The following is a 20,003-nucleotide window of genomic DNA, read 5'->3' as shown; positions in this document are numbered from 1 at the left end:
GTCGCAAGGCTGCAATTCGCGATGGAACCTCCCTGTGCCGGGCGGGGTTTTCATCGCGACCAAGGAAGGATTTCGAACCATGTCCGACACCCCGCTCCAGCCCATGACCGATCAGGACGCGGCGCCCACGGCCGGCGATGCGGCGCAGGTGGCCGATCCGTTGAAGAACGGCGAAGGCACTCGCTTCTCGGAAGCGAAGCAGGCGTTGACGGACAACACCGTCAAGCTGCGCGAGCAGGCCGGCGACAAGGCGCGCGGGCTGGCCGAGGACGGCAAGGCCCGCGCCTCCAGCGCGCTCGGCCAGCTTTCGCAGCTTCTCAGCGACGCCGCCGGGCAGGTCGACGAGAAGCTCGGCGAGCAATACGGCCAATATGCCCGCAACGCCGCCGAGAAGGTGCAGGGCTTCTCCTCGCAGCTCGACGAAAAAAGCGTCGACGATCTGATCGACAGCGCGCGCGATCTGGTGCGCAAGAGCCCCGGCGTCGCGATCGGCGCGGCGGCGGCGGTCGGCTTCGTCGTCGCCCGCCTGCTCACCGCCGGGCTGGACCAGCGCGACCGGACCTGAGGCGTGGCGGAGGGGGATCGCCCGACAGTCGATGAAGGTATCGCCGCGCTCGTAGGGCAGCTTGCCGACGACGCGCGCGAGGTGGCAAGCGCCGAGATCGGGCTGGTCAAGGCGCGCGTCACCACCAGCATCACGCGCTTCCGCGACGCCGCGATCCTGTTCGCGGCGGCGATCGTGCTGGCACTCGCCGCGCTGGTCGCGTTGCTCGTCGGGCTGATCGAGGCGCTTGCGCCGCATACCGGGCCGGGCGTCGCCACCGCGATCGTCTGCGGCGTGGTGCTGCTGATCGCGGCGATCCTCGCCCTTTTCGGCAAGAACAGGCTGGAACGGCGATGACCGAGCCGGACGAGCTTGCCCGCGCCGAGGCGCGCGCCGCCGCCGCCCGCGAGCGGATGACCACGACGCTCGGCGCGCTCCAGACGCGGCTCGCCCCGCACAATGTCGCGCACGAGGCGATGGAGCGGATCAGCGACACCAGCGCGCGCGCGCTCGACGCGGGCGTGAACGCGGCGAAGCGCCATCCGGGGAAGATCGCCGGCGGGGTGGCGCTCCTTGCCGCCTTCCTCGGACGTCGCCACATCGGCAAATTGCTAGGCAGCCTTGGCGAGAAAAGGCGGACGGCGCGCGCGGGCCGCAGGAAACCAGCGCGCGCCGTCCGCGTTCCATCGGGCAGAACCCCGCCGCGCGCGGAAAGGAAAGAGAAATGACCGACGACGTTTCCACCGAAACCTCCCACGGCAAGCTGCGCGACGGGATCGACAACGCCCGCGAGAAAGCATCCTCCGCGCTCGACGATGCCCGCACCCGCGCCGGCGAGGCCGTGGAGACCTCGCGCGAGCGCGTGCGTAGCGCCGCGCAGCGCACCGCCGAGACGATCGAGACGAATCCGCTCGGCGTGATCGTCGGCGGGCTGGCGCTGGGCGCGCTCGCCGCCGCCGTCCTGCCGCGCAGCCAGCGCGAGAAGAAACTGCTCGCGCCGGTCGGCAAGCGCGTCGGCAGCACCGCCGCCGCCGCGCTCGCCGCCGCCAAGAGCGCGGGCAAGTCGGAACTGGATTCGCTCGGCATCAATCGCGACGCCGCGCGCGATCAGGCGAAGTCGCTGCTCGACGGGCTGGTCAAGGCCGTGACCTCCGCCGGCAATGCCGCGGCCAAGGCGGGCAAAGAGGGTTCGGGGTCGAATTGACCCCTTCCCTTGCCCCGCCCACCGGCGCTAGGGCGCGCGCATGAGCAAGCTGCATCTCGTTTTCGGCGGTCGCGTCAGCGATCCGCGCACCCTTGACTTCGAAGACCTGTCGTCGATCGAGATCGTCGGCGTCTTTCCCGATTATGCCAGCGCGGAAAAGGCGTGGCGCGCCGCCGCGCAGCGCACGGTGGACGACGCCGAGATGAAATATGTGGTGGTCCACCTCCACCGCCTGCTGGAGCCGGATTTGCTCAAGCCCGGCGCGAAGGACTGAGCCGTTCCCCCGCGAAAGCGGGGCGGACGCAGCGCAGACAGATGACGGTGCGCGCCGCCGAACTCCCGCCATCACGGGAGAACGGCTCGGCCTTCAGATGAACTCGATCTTCGAGACGACATAGTAACGGTCACCCGCCGGCACCGAAACCTCCACCTCGTCATCCACGCTGCGCCCGATCAGCGCGCGCCCGAGCGGCGAGTTGTAGCTGATCCGCCCGGTCTTGGCGTCCGCCTCGGTCTGGCCGACGATCTGGTAGCGGATCGGCTTCTCGTCCTCGTCGAGCAGCGTGACGGTGGCGCCGAACACCACCTTGTCGCCGGACAGGTCCTTCGGGTCGATAATCTGCGCGCGGCTCAGCTTGTCCTCGATATCGGCGATCGACGCCTCGATCTGGCCCTGCCGCTCCTTCGCCGCGTGATATTCGGCGTTCTCGGAAAGGTCGCCGTGCGCGCGCGCCTCCTCGATCGCGTCGACGATCAACGGACGCTCCGCCTTCAGGCGCTTGAGATCAGCCGTCAGCTTCTCATAGCCTTCCTGGAGCATCGGCATCTTTTCGACCGTCGCCATCACGCAATCCCTTCCGTCAAAACCCCTTCGCCGGCGGCTTTCTTGCCAACCGCCTCGCACCGTCCTGCAATGTGTGGGATCAATTGTGCGACTGCGAATAATAAGACTGCAACGGCCTGACTTCAAGATCACGCAAGGCGGAACGCGCGATTGCCCGGGCGGCCTCCACCGAAGCCGGTGCAGTGGTGAAGTACGGGATCTTCTGCCCCAGCGCCGCGGCGCGGATCGGCTGCGAATCCTTCAGGCTCTGCCAGCCTTCGGTGGTGTTGAAGATCAGGTCGATCCCGCCGTCCTTGATCCGGTCGACGATATGCGGCCGCCCCTGCGCCACCTTGTTCACCCGCTCCACTGGCAGCCCGGCGGCGGCAAGGTGATCGGCCGTCCCCCCAGTCGCGACGATGGTGAAGCCCGCCGCGACCAGATCGCGCACCGCCGGCACGATATGCGCCTTGTCGCCGTCCTTGACGCTGACGAACGCCGCCCCCGTCGAAGGCAGGATGGTGCCCGAGCCAAGCTGCGACTTGGCGAAGGCGGTGGTGAAATCCTTAGCGATCCCCATCACTTCCCCGGTTGACTTCATTTCCGGCGACAGCACCGGATCGATGCCGGGGAAGCGGTTGAACGGGAACACCGCCTCCTTCACCGCGAAATAGTCGATCGCACGGTCGATCTTCGGCAGGTCGCGGAGCTTCTCGCCCGCCATCACGCGGCTGGCGATCTTGGCGATGGGCGCACCGATCGCCTTGGCGACGAACGGCACGGTGCGCGACGCGCGCGGGTTCACCTCGATCAGATAGACCTTGCCGTCCTTCACCGCGAACTGGATGTTCATCAGCCCGCGCACCTCCGGCCCCCGCGCGAGCGCCTCGGTCTGCCGCTCGATCTCGGCGATCACTTCCGGCGGCAGCGAATACGGCGGGATCGAGCAGGCGCTGTCGCCCGAATGGACCCCGGCTTCCTCGATATGCTGGAGCACGCCGGCGACCACCACGTCGTCGCCGTCGCAGATCGCGTCCACGTCTACCTCGATCGCGTCGCGGAGATACTGGTCGATCAAAACCGGCGCGTCGCCAGACACTTGCACGGCAGTCTGGATATAATCCTCAAGCTGTGCCGGCCCGTCGACGATCTCCATCGCGCGACCGCCGAGCACATAGCTGGGCCGCATCAGCACCGGATAGCCAACCCGCTCGGCAACGATCAACGCCTCCTCGCGGCTGCGCGCGATGCCATTGGCGGGCTGGAGCAGGTTGAGCCGGCCGACCAGCGCCGCGAACCGCTCGCGATCCTCGGCGAGGTCGATCGCGTCCGGCGAGGTGCCGAGGATCGGAATGCCCGCCTTCTCCAGCGCGCGCGCGAGGTTGAGCGGGGTCTGCCCGCCGAACTGCACGATCACGCCGACCAGTTCGCCCTTCGACTGCTCGACGTACAGGATCTCCAGCACGTCCTCCGCCGTCAGCGGCTCGAAATAGAGGCGGTCGGAGGTGTCGTAATCGGTGCTCACCGTCTCAGGGTTGCAATTGACCATGATCGTCTCGAAACCGGCGTCGGCCAAGGCAAAGCAGGCGTGGCAGCAGCAGTAATCGAACTCGATCCCCTGCCCGATCCGGTTAGGCCCGCCGCCGAGGATGACGATCTTGCGCCGGTCGGACGGCTGCGCTTCATTCTCCGGCTCGCCGAAGCTGGGGGCTTCGTAGGTGGAATACATATAGGGCGTGCGCGCGTCGAACTCCGCCGCGCAGGTGTCGATCCGCTTGAACACCGGGCGCACGCCGAGACGGTGGCGCAGCGCGCGCACTTCGTCCTCGGTGACGCCGCCGGTCATCGCCACCACCGCGTCGTGGACGAGGCCCGAGCCGCGCGCGATGCCGCGCTCCATCCCGCGCAGGTTCGCCGATTGCAGCGCCAGCCATGCGAGCCGCTTGTCGGAGAAGCCCATCGCCTTCAGCCGCCGCATCCCGGCCGCGTCGATCGGCAGGCCCTGCCGGCACACCTCCTCCTCGGCCGCGACGATTTCCGCGATCCGCTCAAGGAACCACGGATCGTATTTCGCGATCGCATGGACCTCCGCCACGGTGAAGCCCTCGCGTAGCGCCTGCGCCGCGACCAGCAGCCGGTCCGGCGTCGCGACCGCCAGCGCCGCCTCGATCTCCGCGCGCGGCGCGCCGACGAGGCGATCGACCTGGTTGAAGCCGGAAAGCCCCGTCTCCAGCCCGCGCAGCGCCTTCTGCATCGATTCGTGGATGTTGCGCCCGATCGCCATCACCTCGCCCACCGACTTCATCGCGGTGGAGAGCACCGGCTCCGCGCCCTTGAACTTCTCGAAGGCGAAGCGCGGGATCTTGGTGACGACATAATCGATCGTCGGCTCGAAGCTGGCAGGCGTCGCGCCGGTGATGTCGTTTTCGATCTCGTCGAGCGTATAGCCCACCGCCAGCTTCGCCGCGACCTTGGCGATCGGGAAGCCGGTGGCCTTCGATGCCAGCGCCGACGAGCGGCTGACGCGCGGGTTCATCTCGATCACGACGAGCCGGCCATCCTTCGGATTGACCGCGAACTGCACGTTCGAACCGCCTGTTTCCACGCCGATTTCACGCAGCACCGCGATGCTCGCGTTGCGCATGATCTGATATTCTTTATCCGTCAGCGTCAGCGCCGGCGCGACGGTGATCGAGTCGCCGGTATGGACGCCCATCGGATCGACATTCTCGATCGAGCAGATGATGATGCAATTGTCCGCGCGGTCGCGGACCACCTCCATCTCATATTCCTTCCAGCCGAGCAGCGATTCCTCGATCAGCACCTCGGTGGTCGGCGAGGCGTCGAGGCCCTTGCGGACGATCTCGATGAACTCCTCGCGGTTATAGGCGACGCCGCCGCCCGTGCCGCCGAGCGTGAAGCTGGGACGGATGATCGCGGGCAGGCCGACCTTGTCCAGCCCCGCCAGCGCCTCGGCCTCGGTATGCGCGATCGCCGAGCGCGCGGATTCGAGGCCGATCTTGTCCATCGCGTCGCGGAACTTGAGGCGATCCTCGGCCTTGTCGATCGCCTCGGCGTCGGCGCCGATCATCGTAACGCCGAATTTCTCCAGCGTGCCGTCCCGGAACAGCGCCAGCGCGGTGTTGAGCGCGGTCTGCCCACCCATCGTCGGGAGCACGGCGTCGGGCCGCTCCTTCTCGATGATCCGCGCGACCACTTCCGGCGTGATCGGTTCGACATAGGTGGCGTCGGCCAGTTCGGGATCGGTCATGATCGTAGCCGGGTTCGAATTGACCAGGACGATGCGATAGCCCTCTTCCTTCAGCGCCTTGATCGCCTGCGTGCCCGAATAATCGAACTCGCACGCCTGACCGATGACGATCGGCCCCGCGCCGATGACGAGGATGGAGGAGATGTCGGTGCGTTTGGGCATGATGTCAGTCGATCCGGCGGAAGGTCAGGCGTTGCGGGCGGGCGGCTGTTTCTCGTGTCACCGCAGCATCTCCACAAACCGCTCGAACAGATAGAAGCTATCCTGCGGCCCCGGCGAGGCTTCCGGGTGGTATTGCACGCTGAACGCCGGCCGGTCGGTCAGCTCGATGCCGCAATTGCTGCCGTCGAACAGCGACACATGCGTCTCGCGCACGCCCTCGGGGAGCGTGTCGCGGTCCACCGCGAAGCCGTGGTTCATGCTGGTGATCTCGACCGCGCCGTCCGAGAGGCGCTTCACCGGATGGTTCGCGCCGCGATGGCCCTGGAACATCTTGGTGGTCTCGGCCCCCACCGCGATCCCGAGGAGCTGGTGGCCGAGGCAGATGCCGAACAAAGGCTTGCCCGTATCGAGCAGCTTCCGGATCACCGGCACGGCATATTCGCCGGTCGCGGCCGGATCACCGGGGCCGTTCGACAGGAAGATGCCGTCCGGGCCGAGCGCCATGATCTTCTCGTAGCTCGCCGTCGCGGGCACCACGGAAACCTTCGCACCCGCTTTAACAAGGTTGCGGAAGATATTGTGCTTGCTGCCGTAATCCACCGCCACGACATGCGGCCGCGCGCCGCCGCCGATCCCGGCATAGCCGAAGCCCAGCCGCCACACGCCGCCCTCCCGCGTCTCGCCCCAGCCGTAATGCGTCTCGGTGGTCACGGCGATGGCGAGGTCCATGCCCTCCAGCCCCGGCCAGCCGCGCGCCATCTCCAGCAGCAGCGGGATGTCGAACTTGCCCGAGGCGGAGTGCGCGATCACGCCGTTCGGCGCGCCGCCGCTGCGGATGCGACGGGTGAGCGCGCGCGTGTCGATCCCGGCGAGACCGACGCGGGCGTGGCGCTTCATCCACGCATCCAGCCGCTCGACGCTGCGGAAGTTCGAGGGCGCGGTTACGTCCTCGCGCACGATCATGCCCAGCGCGTGCGGCTCGTCCGCCTCCACGTCGTCGGGATTCGCGCCGACGTTCCCGATGTGCGGGAAGGTGAAGGTGATGATCTGCCCGGCGAAGCTCGGGTCGGTCATGATCTCCTGATAGCCGGTCATCGCGGTGTGGAAACATACTTCCCCCACCACTTCGCCCTCCGCGCCAAAGCCTCGGCCCCACGCCACCTCGCCGGATGCGAGGACGAGGACTCCGGTGGCTCCTTCGGGCACGGCAAAAGGCTTGGCGTCGGCCATGATCGGCGGGCACTCCGTAGGTTTGGGTTCGCGATGTCGCTAAGCCCCGCCCGCTAGGCCCTTGCCCCCCTCGCGTCAACCGCTTGCTGGCGCTATCCACCCTTCCATGATTCGAGACGACATCAAGCAAGCCCAGATCGCCGCCATGAAAGCCGGCGACAAGGATACCCGCGCCGCGGTCGGCCTGATCCAGGCCGCGATCAAGAATCGCGATATCGAGACACGCACCGGCCCCGCCGTCACCGACGACGACGCGCTGGTGGTGGAGGTGCTGCAGAAGATGGTGAAGCAGCGCCGCGAATCGATCGAGATGTACCGCAAGGGCGGCCGCGAGGAACTGGCGCAGGCGGAGGAGCGTGAAGTCGCGGTGATCGAGCGCTTCCTGCCGCAACAGATGAGCGAGGACGAGACCCGCGCCGCGATCGAGGCGATCAAGGCGGAGCTTGGCGCGTCCGGCATGAAGGACATGGGCCGGGTGATGGCCGAGTTGAAGGCGCGCCATGCCAGCGTGCTCGACATGTCGAAAGCGAGCGGGCTGGTGAAGGCGGCGCTGGGCTGATCCCTCGCCTGTCACCCGTCATAAAGCCCGGTCGCGGGCGGAAGGGGTTGCGAAACACACCGCGTCCGGCGCATAGGGTATAATGCGCGTGTGAGTCTTTCGCCCGCCTTTCTCGACGAGCTGCGCGCCCGCACCTCGTTGTCCGCCTTGGTCGGCAAGACGGTGAAGCTCACCAAGGCGGGGCGCGAGCACAAGGGTTGCTGCCCCTTCCACAATGAAAAGACGCCGAGCTTCTACGTCAACGACGAGAAGGGCTTCTATCACTGCTTCGGCTGCTCGGCACACGGCGACGCGATTCGCTGGATGACCGACCAGCGCGGCCTGCCCTTCATCGACGCGGTGAAGGAACTCGCCGCCGCCGCGGGCATGGAGATGCCCGCCCCCGATCCGCGCGCCGCGCAGAAGGCGGAGCGGCAGAAGGGCCTGCATGACGCAATGGCCGAGGCGCAGGCGTGGTTTGTCGCGCAGCTTTCCGGCATCTCCGGCGGCGAGGCGCGCGCACTGGCCGAGCGGCGTGGCCTCTCGGCGCGGACGGTGCGCGATTTCGGCATCGGCTTCGCGCCCGATGCGCGCGGCAAGCTGCGCGCGGCGCTCAAGGAATATGGCGATCCGGCGCTGATCGAGGCCGGTCTGCTCATCAGCGTCGAGGGCAAGGAGCCTTACGATCGCTTCCGTGGCCGCCTGATGATCCCGATCCGCGACCAGCGCGGGCGGGTGATCGCTTTCGGCGGCCGCGTGATCGGGGATGGCGAGCCGAAATACCTAAACTCCCCCGACACGCCGCTGTTCGACAAGGGGCGCACGCTCTACAATATCGACCGCGCCGCGCCCGCCGCGCGCAAGGCGAACCGCGTGTTCGTGGTCGAAGGCTATATGGACGTGATCGCGCTGGCGCAGGCGGGGATCGCGGAGGCGGTCGCGCCGCTCGGCACCGCGCTGACCGAGCATCAGCTAGAGCGGCTGTGGCGGATGGTGGACGTGCCGACGCTCTGCTTCGACGGCGACGGCGCCGGGCAGAAGGCCGCGATCCGCGCCGCGCACCGCGCACTGCCGATGCTCGCGCCGGGGCGCAGCCTCGCCTTCGTGACGCTGCCGGACGGGCAGGACCCGGACGATCTGGTCAAGGCAAAGGGCGCGGGCGCGTTCGAGGCGCTGGTGCGCGAGGCTCGCCCACTTATTTCCGTTCTCTATGAAAGCGAACGCGCTTCTGCCGCAACGGAAACGCCGGAAGGGCGCGCTGGCCTACGCCAGACGGTCCTGCAATTAGCAGAAAAAGTCGAAAGCGACTTGGTCCAATCTGAATATCGTCGATCCTTTAATGACCTTTTTTTTGAAGATTTTGGATGGAAGCGCTCCGAGCGGCGAGCCATTGGAACGGCAGTTGTGGCGACTGGCATGCGATCGAAAATCAATCTCCACAATTCATACATACGGTCCGCGCTGTATGGTTTGGCTCGATATCCGGCGGTATTGTCCGTCACGCTTGACCACGTCGCGGCCCTTCAGATCGCTGAGCAACACATGCTGCCCTGGCGGGAAACAATGATCGAGGCGGTGATTAAGCGTCCGGACCTTGATGCAGACGCGCTGCAATCCATATTGGCAGCCAGCAAACTGAAACCCGAAACCCGCCGTGACCTTCAGACAGACCTACGTTTTCCGTGGGATGGCGATCCGGCAGCGTCCATCCGGACCTTGGGAGGAATAATTGAGTTCCTCCATGAGGAACAGGAGTTGCTCGCAGAGATTGATGATGTCCGGCGAATTGTGAAGTCGGACATGTCTAATGCCGAATATCTGGCCCTAGACCAACGAAGAACGGCCCTCTACGCGCAGAAAGCCGCGCTATATGAGCGCGGGTTTGAGCTTGGCGGCGGCGAGAGCGATTGGAGATTGAACTGAGTATGGCGAAGGTGAACGGTAGCGGTGGTGAAGACACGACGGATGTGGCCGATGCCCCGCTGATCGACTTGAACGATGCGAACGTCAAGAAGCTGATCGCCCGCGCGAAGAAGCGCGGCTACATCACCTATGACCAGCTCAACGAGGCGCTGCCGCAGGACCAGATGTCCTCCGACCAGCTCGAGGACATCATGTCCGCGCTCAACGAGATGGGCGTCAACATCGTCGAGAACGAGGAGCAGGGCGAGGACGGCGAGGAGCAGGAGGCGGACGACGAGGTCGATGCCGTCGATTCCGACCAGGAAAACGCCCCCGTCATCGAGAAGAAGAAGGAGACGGTCGATCGCACCGACGATCCCGTCCGCATGTACCTGCGCGAGATGGGGGCGGTGGAGCTTCTCTCGCGCGAGGGCGAGATCGCCATCGCCAAGCGCATCGAGGCCGGCCGCGACACGATGATCCTCGGCCTGTGCGAATCGCCGATCACCTTCAACGCGATCATCGACTGGTCGACCGCACTCAACGAGGGCACGATGCAGCTTCGCGAGATCCTCGATCTCGACGCGATGCTGTCCAAGGGTCCGTCGGCCGAGCAGGTCGAGGGCGCCGAGGAGGACGACAACGGCGAGATCAGCGAGAAGACCGCAGGCACCAGCTTCAAGGAAGAGGAGGAACCGGAGGAGGAAGCCCCGGCCGATGAGGACGACGAGCTGACCGAGCGCCGCGCGCGCCGCCCGTCCGACGACGACGACGAGGACAATACCCTGTCGCTCGCGCAGATGGAGGAGACGCTCAAGCCGCAGGCGCTAGAGAAGTTCGCCAATATCACGACGATCTACAAGAAATTCGGCAGGATGCAGCAGCAGCGGCTGGAGGCGATGGGTGCCGGCGGCGAGCTGTCGGCGGCGGACGAGCGCAAGTACCAGAAGCTGCGTGAGGAACTCACCGCCGAGGTGGAGAGCGTCCAGTTCCACAACGCCAAGATCGAATATCTCGTCGACCAGCTCTACAGCTTCAACCGCCGCCTCACCGCGCTTGGCGGGCAGATGCTGCGCCTCGCCGAGCGGCACAAGGTCAACCGCAAGGATTTCCTCGACCGCTATATGGGGCACGAACTGGACGATACCTTCCTCCAGACCGTGAACGGCCTCGACAAGAAATGGACTGCCTTCGCCACCAACGAGGCGCCCGCGGTCGAGCGCATCCGCGCCGAAATCTCGGAAATCGCGCAGCAGACCGGCATGGCGCTCAGCGAGTTCCGCCGCATCGTCAACATGGTGCAGAAGGGCGAGCGCGAGGCGCGGATCGCCAAGAAGGAAATGGTCGAGGCGAACCTGCGCCTCGTCATCTCGATCGCTAAAAAATATACGAACCGTGGCCTGCAATTCCTTGATCTCATTCAGGAAGGCAACATCGGCCTGATGAAGGCGGTGGACAAGTTCGAGTATCGCCGCGGCTACAAGTTCTCGACCTATGCGACATGGTGGATCAGGCAGGCGATCACCCGCTCGATCGCCGATCAGGCGCGCACGATCCGCATCCCGGTCCATATGATCGAGACGATCAACAAGCTGGTCCGCACCAGCCGCCAGTTCCTCCACGAGCAGGGCCGCGAGCCGACGCCGGAGGAAATGGCCGAGCGCCTCTCCATGCCGCTGGAGAAGGTGCGCAAGGTCATGAAGATCGCCAAGGAGCCGATCAGCCTCGAAACGCCGATCGGCGACGAGGAGGATTCGCATCTCGGCGACTTCATCGAGGACAAGAACGCGGTGATTCCGGTGGATGCCGCGATCCAGGCGAACCTCAAGGAAACGGTGACGCGCGTGCTCGCCAGCCTCACCCCGCGCGAGGAACGCGTGCTGCGCATGCGCTTCGGCATCGGCATGAACACCGATCACACGCTGGAGGAGGTCGGCCAGCAGTTCAGCGTGACGCGCGAACGCATCCGGCAGATCGAGGCCAAGGCGCTGCGCAAGCTCAAGCACCCGAGCCGCAGCCGCAAGATGCGCTCGTTCCTCGATCAGTGAGAATGTGAAGGGCGGCCGATCAGCCGCCCTTCCCTTATCTCCGGAAGGTCCCGGCGGCGAGGGACGAGTTCGCCGCCGGGAGAAACGCACCAGAGTGCGACCGGGCGGAAAGCGCCGGGCGAGGGACCGTGCCGCGAACGCTTTCCGGCCGGCGGCGAAGGTGGACGGTTGCGCCGCCGGCCCGACCTTTCTAGCCGCGCACCGCTTGCGGCATCGTCTCCTGCATTTGCCATGATCGCTGCGTGAAACACGAAGGTCGCGCGCGACCACAGCGGCGCAAAACCGCGCTGGATTGCCCGAAGCCGCCTCCATTCCGGCGGCTGATGGCGAAATTTGCCGATCATTAAATCCGGATCGGACCTGTCCGATTGCCGCATCGCCGCTCGCGGGGTCAGATTCGCCGCATGAGCGACGCCGAACCGATCCGCCGTAGCGAGGGGCAATGCGTGACCGCCTCGCAACTCGTCCGCCACTTCGGGTTATGGCAGGAACGCGCGGCGCGTGCCCCGGTCTATATCCTGCATCGCGGCCGCCCGCGCTTCGTCCTCACCTCGGTCGAGGTGATGGAAGCGCTATGCACGCCGCTCGCCGCGCGAGCAAACGACGGCGCGCTGGAAACCTTGCTCGATGCCGGCGATACGATCACGCTGATCCTGGACCGCGAGGGCCGCGTGACGCTGGCGAGCAGGGCGGCGCTGCCCCGGTTCGGCGCGGCGGTTCGCACCGGAAGCAAGCCGGCCGGGCTGGCGCTGGCCGGCGGGGAATTGCTGGACGACGCGATCCGCCGCGTCATCGGCAGCGGCATTGCCGAATCGATCGAGATCATCCCCGAGGCTTTCCCCACGCGGCGGCTGCGCTGCGATCTTTCGCCCTTTCCGGACGGCTGCCTGCTCCGCGCGATCGACCTGACGACGGAACAGGAACTCGCGGCGGCGCGCGCGCTTCTGATCGCGACGGGCATGGCGAGCGCCGCAGCGGGGGCGATCGCTGTCAGGCTCAGCCTGCGCGGCTATGTCATCGCGCCGTCGCCGGAACTGGCGGCGCTTACCGGGATCGCCGCCGACGCGCTGGCGAGCGCGCGCTTCACCTCGCTGCTGACGGTCGGCAGCCGGGTCGCGGCGGGCGAGGCGGTGGACGCGGTGGCGAGCGGCGGCGGCTCGTGCCGGATCGCGGCGGAGTGCCTCGCCCGCGATGCCGCGCCGACGCCGGTGGTGATCGGGCTGGCCCCGGTGATGGTCGCGGGGCGGATTGAGGAGCTGGCCGCTACCATCGTTCGCGACGCGACATAAACCCTGTCTTTACATCATCCTGCTAGAAGGCCCCCAATTCAGCGTTGATCGCGGGAATGCCGCGACGAAACGTGCCGCAAGAGGGACGATTGTGCAGACAGTATCGACTTCCACCCCTGCCCTTCTGGGCGAGTCCATCGCCGCGCTGGTCGACGCGGACGGGACGGGTAATGCGAGCTGGCCGGTCGCACTCGCCTATCCGGCAACGCCGCTGCGCGATCTCGCCGATGCGGTCCATGCGCTGTGCGCGCTTCATGGCATGGCGCCCAGCATGATCGAGCAGGCGAGCGCCGCGCCCGGCACGGCCGGCGCGACGCGGCAGTGGCTGATCGATATCGCGACCGCCTTCGACGACGAACGGGCCATGCTCGCGACGCTGACGGCGGCCGTCGGCCCACTTCCCTCGACGCCGGGCCAGGCCGAATCGGAGGCGACCATCGTGGCGCAGCGCCATGCGCTGACGATGCTGGCGGAATCGCATCGCGCCGGCTGCGCGATCGGCGCGGCGGCGGCTTTCCTGCTCGACTGGACCGCGATCCGCCGTATCCTGGCGATCGCCGGCGAGCGCGTCGGCGTCGTTCCCGAGCGCAGTCTCCTGCCGACCGATCGTGAAACGATCGCGATGCTCGACGGACTGGATGGTGGCGTGACGGTGCGCCGCGCCGTCACTTTCGGTGCGCAGCAACTGCTCGCCCAGCATCGCGGCCTGTGGCAATTGCTCGACGCCCGCGCCTCCGCGCGACGCGGACATTGAGGCGACTCCCCGAGCGGAAGTCCCGGCCTGCCCGCCCTATTCGGCCGCCAGCCGGTCCGGCTCATCCTCCCCGGCATGGCCGGCGAGCAGTTCCACCGGAGCGATCGTCTCGATATCGCGCGCGCCCGGCTCGATATTGAGGTCGCGCAGCTTGCGGGCGCTGACCAGCGCGCGCGTCTCGAAGCTGCTGACGAAGGTGTTGTAATTCTTGACGGCGGTATTGAGGCCGCTGCCCACCACGCGCAGGTCACCGACCGCCTTGGCCAGCCGGTCATACAGCTCCTTGCCGAGCGCGCCGATCTGCCGCGCCTCGCTCGCCAGCTTCTCCTGCCGCCATACCGCCGAAACGGTTCGCGCGATCGCGATCAGGTTGGTCGGCGTCGCGAGCAGCACGCGCTTCTCGAACGCGGCGTCCCACAAGGTAGGGTCGTGCTCCAGCGCGGCGGAGAGGAAATGCTCGCCCGGCACGAACATGATGACGTAATCGGGCGCATCGGGGAACTGACTCCAATAGGCCTTAGCGCCCAATGTGTTGACGTGCGCGCGCATCGCATTGGCATGGGCGGTGAGGCCGATCTGCCGCTCCTTCTCGTCCACCGCCGCGAAGGCGTCCTGATAGGCGTTGAGCGACACCTTGGCGTCGATCACCAGCGACTTGCCGCCAGGCACGCGCACCACCGCGTCGGGGCGCAGCCGCTCGCCGTCGTCGCCGGTGATGCTGACCTCCATCGCGAAATCGGCATGTTCGGCGAGGCCGCACGTCTCCAGCACGTTGCGGAGCTGCTGCTCGCCCCAGCGGCCCCGCGCCTTGGGCGCGGCGCGCAGCGCGTTGACCAGCTTCTGCGCCTCCGCCCGCACCGATTCCTGCCCGACGCGCATCGCCTCGATCTGGCCGTAGAGCGAGCCGAACGCATCGCGCCGCTCCGCTTCGACCTTGGCGACGCCTTCCTCGTAGCGCTGAAGCCGTTCCGTCACCGGCTGGAGCAACGCCTTAAGCCCCTGCCCCGCGCTTTCCTCGGACTGGCGGAAACGCTCGTCGGCGCGCTCGAGGAACGCCTTCTGTGCCTCGCCCAGCAGCGTGCCGGCGACCTCGCGGAAACGGCCCGCCATGTCGTCCTTCGCGGCCTTGAACTCGGCGATCCGCGCCTCGAACGCCGCCGCCTCCGTCTCGCGCCGGGCAAGCTCGGTGCGCGCCATGTCGCGCTCGCCGCGGATCGCCTCCAGTTCGCCGCGCAGCAGATCGGCAGCCTTTGCCCGCTCGGTCGCGGCGGCGAGATCGACGATCGCCTTCCTGAACTCCTCCGCCCGCTGGTCGCGCTCCGCGCGGAGGCCGGCCATATCGCGCCGCGCGACGAACCAGCCGAGCGCGAGGCCGGCGAGGAGGGCGACAAGGGCGATGGCGGCCGTCTCGATCATCGCCGGAACATAATCGGAACGACGACGCTATGTCTATACCGGCGCGTCGATGGAGGCGGGCGGCGTGCTGAACCAGCGCGGTCCCTCCGCCGTCATGTGGAAGCAATCCTCCAGCCGCACGCCAAACTGGCCGGGGATGTAGATGCCCGGCTCGTTCGAGAAGCACATGCCCGCCGCCAGCGGCATCGCCTCGCCGTGGACGAGATTGACCGGCTCGTGCCCGTCCATGCCGATGCCGTGCCCGGTACGGTGCGACAAGCCGGGCAGCTTGTAGCCGGGGCCATAGCCCCATTTGGCATAAGCCCCGCGCACCGCGTCATCGACCGTCCCGGCCGGCGCGCCGATCTTCGCCGCCGCCAGCGCGATGCGCTGACCTTCGGCCACCTGGTCCCACACCTTGCGCTGCGCGGCGCTGGCGCTGCCATGCACCCAGGTACGCGAGATATCGGAATGATAGCCCTGCACAGTGCAGCCGCAGTCCATCAGCACCACCTGCCCGTCCGCGACGCGATGCACCTCGCGGCTGCCGTGCGGATAGGCCGAAGCCTCGCCGATCAGCACCATCGCGTCGTCGGCCGTGCCGCCGAGCCGGCGCGTCGCGGCGACCATCAGCGCGCTCACCTCCGGCCCGGTCATCCCTTTTTCGACGCGCGGATGGATCCAGCGATAGGCGGCGATCGTCACGTCGGTCGCGGCCTGCATCAGCGCGAGTTCCGCCGGCGTCTTCAGCATACGACAACCGCGCACGACCGGATTGGCGGAGACCAGCTTCGCCTCGGGCAATTGCAGCGCCAGCCCGTCGAAGGCGAAGAATCGCGCCGTCTCCTCGATCCCCACCGGCCGCCCGGCCAGCTTGCGATCGCGCAGGAAGCCGGCGACCACCGCGAGCGGGTCCTGATCCTCCTGCCACACGCGCACCTCGGCCGGAACGGCGAGCGTCTCGCGGATCGACGGCTCCTCGAAGAAGGGCGTGACGATGCACGGCTCCCCCTCCGCCGGGATGATCGCCGCCGTCAGCCGCTCGCTGCGCCACCAGGCGACGCCGGTGAAATAAATCAGGCTCGATCCCGGCTCGATCACCACCGCGCCGATGCCGTGCCGCCGCATCAGCGCCTGCGCGCGTTGCAGCCGGCCCGCGCGCTCCGCCGCGTCGATCGGCTTCACGCCGGTGGTGATGTCCTTCAGCCCGGCAAGATCGGGTTCGGCGGCGCGCACCACCCCCGCGAGATTGGCGAGCGGCAGCAGGGCGGCGGCGCCCAGCAGGCCCCGGCGCGTCGGCATAAAGCGGTCGATCAGCATAAGCGAAGACGATAGGGTGCTTGACCGAGCGGCCGCAATCCCCTTTGCGGGCGAACCAATTTTCTCCGGGAGTATCGATGGGCAAGCGGCTCACCACCTATATCATGATCGCGCTGGTGCTCGGCCTCGTCTGCGGTCTGGTGCTCAACACCACGATCGGCGACGGCGGGGCCGCCTCGCAGGCACGCCTTGAGACGCTGGCGGGCTATTTCTCGATCGTCACCACCGTTTTCCTGCGGCTGATCAAGATGATCATCGCGCCGCTCGTCTTCGCGACGCTCGTCTCCGGCATTGCGCAGATGGGGGATACGGCGGCGCTGGGGCGGATCGGCGCGCGGAGCATCGGCTGGTTCGTCTGCGCCAGCCTGCTGTCGCTCACCCTGGGGCTGGTGCTGGTCAACATCTTCCAGCCGGGCGTGGGCGTGAACCTGCCGCTGCCGCCTACGACGGCTGGCACGGGGCTGGAGACATCGGCCTTCAACCTCAAGGACTTCATCTCGCATATCTTCCCGACCTCGATGGTCGACGCGATGGCGAAGAACGAGATCCTCCAGATCGTGATCTTCTCGCTGTTCGTCGGCGTCGCGATCACCGCGGTCGGCGAGAAGGCGAAGCCGCTGGTCGGCGCGATCGACGCGCTGGTGCATGTGATGCTCCAGATCACCGACTATGTGATGCGCTTCGCCCCGTTCGCGGTGTTCGCCGCCGTGGCGGGTACGCTCACCGAGCGCGGGCCGAAGGTGATCGGGCAGCTCGCCTATTTCATGGGCACCTTCTACCTCTCGATGTTCATCCTGTGGCTGGTGCTGCTCGGCATCGGCTTCCTGTTCATCGGCGGGCGGATCAGGGAACTGGTGCGCTACGTGCGCGAGCCTTTGCTGGTCGCCTTCTCCACCGCCTCGTCGGAGGCCGCCTATCCCCGGATGCTGGAGGCGCTGGACCGGTTCGGCGTGCCGCCGCGCGTGGCCAGCTTCGTGCTGCCGCTGGGCTATTCGTTCAACCTCGACGGATCGATGATCTACATGGGCTTCGCCAGCCTGTTCGTGGCGCAGGCATATGGCATCCATCTGCCGATCGCGACGCAGATCACGATGCTGCTGGTGCTAATGGTGACCTCGAAGGGCATCGCCGGCGTGCCGCGCGCCAGCCTCGTGGTGATCGCGGCGACCATGCCGATGTTCAATATCCCCGAGGCCGGGCTGCTGCTGATCCTCGCGGTGGACCATTTCCTCGACATGGGGCGCAGCGCGACCAACGTGGTCGGCAATGCGGTGGCGAGCGCGGTGGTCGCGAAATGGGAGGGCGGCTTCGATCCGCCCGAGCCGGTCGACAGCGAGCCACCCCATGCGCCGCGCGGCAACGGCCCGGCGCGGGACGTGGACAGCTTCCGGGATATTTGATTCTCACCGTCATGCCGGATCAAGTCCGGCATGACGACAGGCTCACCCCGATCGCAGCAGCGCCACCCCCGCGTCGCGTTCGAACAGATAGAGCGCGGTGCGCGCGGCCTGCCCGCGCTCGCCCGAGAGGCCGCCGTCGCGATCGATCAGCAGCCGCGCATCGTCGGTAGCCGGCTGGAGCAGCTCGCCGAGTTGCTCCGGCGTCGCGAGCCTGAACGCCGCCTCCCCCGATTGCCGCGTGCCGAGCAATTCGCCCGCGCCGCGCAGCCGCAAATCCTCCTCCGCGATGCGGAAGCCGTCGTTCGTCTCGCGCATCAGCGCGAGCCGCGCGCGCGAGGTTTCGGAGAGCACATTGCCGCGCAGCAGCAGGCATACCGAATGCCCCCCGCCACGCCCGACGCGCCCGCGCAACTGGTGGAGCTGGGCAAGGCCGAAGCGGTCGGCATGCTCGATCACGATGAGCGTGGCGTTGGGCACGTCCACCCCCACCTCGATCACCGTGGTCGCGACCAATACGCCGTGGCGGCCGGCGGCGAAGGCAGCCATCACCGCATCCTTCTCCGGCCCCTTCATCCGCCCGTGGACTAATCCGACGCGATCCCCGAAGCGGCCCGCCAGCGCTGCGGCGCGCGCCTCGGCGGCGGCGAGGTCGGTCTTCTCGCTCTCCTCGACCAAGGGACAGACCCAATAAGCCTGCTTCCCCTCCGACAGGTGCCGGCCGAGCGCGTTGACCACCTCGTCCAGCCGCTCCTCGCTGATGACGCGCGTCTCGACCGGCTCGCGGCCCGGCGGCATCTCGTCGAGCCGGCTCTGGTCCATCTCGCCATATTGCGCGAGGGTGAGCGTGCGCGGGATCGGCGTCGCGGTCATCGCCAGCAGGTGCGGCGTGACGCGGCCCTTGGCGGTGAGCGCCATCCGCTCCGCGACGCCGAAGCGATGCTGCTCGTCCACCACCACGAGGCCGAGGTCGCGATAGCCGACCGCCTCCTGGAAGATCGCGTGCGTGCCGACGAGGATATGGATCGAGCCGTCCGCCAGCCCCATCAGCGTCGCCTCGCGCGCGCGGCCCTTGTCGCGGCCGGTGAGCACCGCGATCTCCACCGGCAAGCCGGCGAGCGTGCGGCGCAACGTCTCATAATGCTGGCGGGCGAGGATTTCGGTCGGCGCGAGCATCGCCCCCTGCGCGCCCGCCTCCACCGCGACCAGCAGCGCCATTGCCGCCACGAGCGTCTTGCCCGACCCCACATCGCCTTGCAGCAGGCGGAGCATCGGTGCCTCCTGCGCCAGATCGCCCTCGATCTCGCGCACCGTCCGCGCCTGCGCGCCCGTCAGCGCATAGGGGAGCTGGAGCATATCGCGCAGCCGCCCGTCGCCGCCCAGCGACCGCCCGCGCCGTCGCCGCGAATCCGCGCGGACCAGCATCAGCGCGAGCTGGTTGGCGAACACCTCGTCATAGCCGAGCCGCGTCCGCGCCACCTGATCGGCGGGATCGGCATGGATGCGAGCGAGTGCGTCGCGCCAGTCGGGCCAGCCGCGCTTCGTCTTCAGCCCCGGCTCGATCCATTCGGGCAAGTCCGGCGCGCGGGCCAGCGCCTGCTCCACCATCCCGGCGATGCGGCGCGAGGTGATGCCTTCGGACAAAGGATAGATCGGCTCGCGCTCGCGGAAGCCCTCCTCGCCCTCGATCTCCGGGTGGATGATCTGGAGCTCCTGCCCATAAGTCTCCAGCTTGCCGGAGACGCGCACCGGCTCGCCCAGCGGATAGAGCTTCTTCACCCAGCCCGACGATCCGCCGAAATAGACGAGGCTGACGTGATTGCCCGCAACGTCGGTAGCGCTCACCCGCGTCGGCGCGCGGGCGGAGCCGGTGCTGCGGATATCGCGTGGGGTCAGCGTGATCGCGATCGTCCGCCCGGCGTCGCTCGCATCGAGTGAGTCGCGCGGCCATCGGTCGATCCAGCCGGTCGGCAAATGGAACAACACATCCACCACCCGCGCGATCCCCAGCCGCTCCAGCGGCTTCGCCAGCGCCGGCCCCACGCCCTTCAGCGCGGTGACTTCGGCGAACAGCGGATTGAGGATATCGGGTCTCATGCCTAGATAGCGCCTTACCCGCACCCGAC

The 20,003-nt window shown here is 67.5% G+C and carries 17 protein-coding genes; 11 read left to right on the top strand and 6 right to left on the bottom strand.

Features of this window, described 5'->3' with window-relative positions:
* Window positions 1-79 precede the first annotated feature (79 nt).
* From F9288_RS14735 to F9288_RS14715, 5 genes are read left to right on the top strand one after another with little or no spacing between them, the layout of a single operon-like run.
* Window positions 80-565 carry a hypothetical protein gene (locus tag F9288_RS14735; protein WP_174837480.1) on the top strand — a complete coding sequence of 162 codons (486 nt, stop codon included), beginning with the start codon at window positions 80-82 and terminating at the stop codon, window positions 563-565.
* A 3-nt stretch (window positions 566-568) separates the two neighbouring features.
* Window positions 569-901: a phage holin family protein gene (locus F9288_RS14730; protein ID WP_174837479.1), complete on the top strand. Its 333-nt coding sequence runs from the start codon at window positions 569-571 to the stop codon at window positions 899-901.
* Window positions 898-1,272, top strand: a complete 375-nt coding sequence (locus F9288_RS14725) for a DUF3618 domain-containing protein (RefSeq protein ID WP_174837478.1) — start codon at window positions 898-900, stop codon at window positions 1,270-1,272. The genes F9288_RS14730 and F9288_RS14725 overlap by 4 nt, the downstream gene beginning before the upstream one ends.
* Window positions 1,269-1,748 carry a hypothetical protein gene (locus F9288_RS14720; RefSeq protein ID WP_174837477.1) on the top strand — a complete coding sequence of 160 codons (480 nt, stop codon included), beginning with the start codon at window positions 1,269-1,271 and terminating at the stop codon, window positions 1,746-1,748. Before F9288_RS14725 ends, F9288_RS14720 begins: the two co-directional genes overlap by 4 nt.
* Window positions 1,749-1,788: 40 nt before the next feature.
* Window positions 1,789-2,022, top strand: coding sequence for a DUF4170 domain-containing protein (locus F9288_RS14715; protein WP_174837476.1), 234 nt, complete (start codon window positions 1,789-1,791; stop codon window positions 2,020-2,022).
* Window positions 2,023-2,115: 93 nt separating this feature from the next.
* Here F9288_RS14715 and greA read toward each other — a convergent pair whose 3' ends face one another.
* The 3 genes from greA to carA form a co-directional block, all read right to left on the bottom strand.
* Window positions 2,116-2,592 (bottom strand): transcription elongation factor GreA, encoded by a 477-nt coding sequence (gene greA, locus F9288_RS14710; RefSeq protein WP_174837475.1) that lies wholly within the window; start codon window positions 2,590-2,592, stop codon window positions 2,116-2,118.
* 79 nt (window positions 2,593-2,671) lie between these two features.
* Window positions 2,672-6,004, bottom strand: a complete 3,333-nt coding sequence (gene carB, locus F9288_RS14705) for a carbamoyl-phosphate synthase large subunit (RefSeq protein ID WP_174837474.1) — start codon at window positions 6,002-6,004, stop codon at window positions 2,672-2,674.
* Window positions 6,005-6,061: 57 nt separating this feature from the next.
* Complete coding sequence (gene carA, locus F9288_RS14700; RefSeq protein ID WP_174837473.1) at window positions 6,062-7,234, bottom strand: glutamine-hydrolyzing carbamoyl-phosphate synthase small subunit; 1,173 nt, start codon at window positions 7,232-7,234, stop codon at window positions 6,062-6,064.
* 106 nt (window positions 7,235-7,340) lie between these two features.
* Between carA and F9288_RS14695 the strand changes: the two genes are divergently transcribed.
* The 5 genes from F9288_RS14695 to F9288_RS14675 all read left to right on the top strand — a co-directional run bounded on the left by F9288_RS14695 (window position 7,341) and on the right by F9288_RS14675 (window position 13,765).
* Complete coding sequence (locus tag F9288_RS14695; protein WP_174837472.1) at window positions 7,341-7,793, top strand: GatB/YqeY domain-containing protein; 453 nt, start codon at window positions 7,341-7,343, stop codon at window positions 7,791-7,793.
* A 90-nt stretch (window positions 7,794-7,883) separates the two neighbouring features.
* Window positions 7,884-9,695: a DNA primase gene (gene dnaG / locus F9288_RS14690; RefSeq protein ID WP_174837471.1), complete on the top strand. Its 1,812-nt coding sequence runs from the start codon at window positions 7,884-7,886 to the stop codon at window positions 9,693-9,695.
* A gap of 2 nt (window positions 9,696-9,697) precedes the next feature.
* Window positions 9,698-11,722 (top strand): RNA polymerase sigma factor RpoD, encoded by a 2,025-nt coding sequence (rpoD, locus tag F9288_RS14685; protein ID WP_174837470.1) that lies wholly within the window; start codon window positions 9,698-9,700, stop codon window positions 11,720-11,722.
* Between the two features lie 404 nt (window positions 11,723-12,126).
* On the top strand, window positions 12,127-13,011 hold the full coding sequence (locus F9288_RS14680; protein ID WP_174837469.1) for a hypothetical protein: 885 nt from the start codon (window positions 12,127-12,129) through the stop codon (window positions 13,009-13,011).
* A 91-nt stretch (window positions 13,012-13,102) separates the two neighbouring features.
* A complete protein-coding gene (locus F9288_RS14675; protein ID WP_254620896.1) occupies window positions 13,103-13,765 on the top strand; it encodes a hypothetical protein in 663 nt (220 codons plus the stop codon).
* Window positions 13,766-13,801: 36 nt separating this feature from the next.
* On the opposite strand, the gene F9288_RS14670 is transcribed toward F9288_RS14675, so the two are convergent.
* Both F9288_RS14670 and F9288_RS14665 read right to left on the bottom strand, forming a co-directional pair.
* Complete coding sequence (locus F9288_RS14670; protein WP_174837468.1) at window positions 13,802-15,181, bottom strand: DNA recombination protein RmuC; 1,380 nt, start codon at window positions 15,179-15,181, stop codon at window positions 13,802-13,804.
* Window positions 15,182-15,214: 33 nt separating this feature from the next.
* On the bottom strand, window positions 15,215-16,462 hold the full coding sequence (locus F9288_RS14665; RefSeq protein ID WP_174837467.1) for a Xaa-Pro peptidase family protein: 1,248 nt from the start codon (window positions 16,460-16,462) through the stop codon (window positions 15,215-15,217).
* Between the two features lie 95 nt (window positions 16,463-16,557).
* On the opposite strand from F9288_RS14665, the gene F9288_RS14660 reads away from it, so the two are divergent.
* Window positions 16,558-17,880 (top strand): dicarboxylate/amino acid:cation symporter, encoded by a 1,323-nt coding sequence (locus F9288_RS14660; RefSeq protein ID WP_174837466.1) that lies wholly within the window; start codon window positions 16,558-16,560, stop codon window positions 17,878-17,880.
* Window positions 17,881-17,922: 42 nt separating this feature from the next.
* Here F9288_RS14660 and recG read toward each other — a convergent pair whose 3' ends face one another.
* Window positions 17,923-19,974: an ATP-dependent DNA helicase RecG gene (recG, locus tag F9288_RS14655; protein ID WP_174837465.1), complete on the bottom strand. Its 2,052-nt coding sequence runs from the start codon at window positions 19,972-19,974 to the stop codon at window positions 17,923-17,925.
* Window positions 19,975-20,003: the final 29 nt, after the last annotated feature.

Origin of the sequence: Sphingomonas sp. CL5.1, assembly GCF_013344685.1 — a bacterium.
GTDB lineage: Bacteria > Pseudomonadota > Alphaproteobacteria > Sphingomonadales > Sphingomonadaceae > Sphingomonas.
Note: the sequence above shows the minus strand (reverse complement) of the source record. Positions and strands in the feature narration are given on the sequence as shown.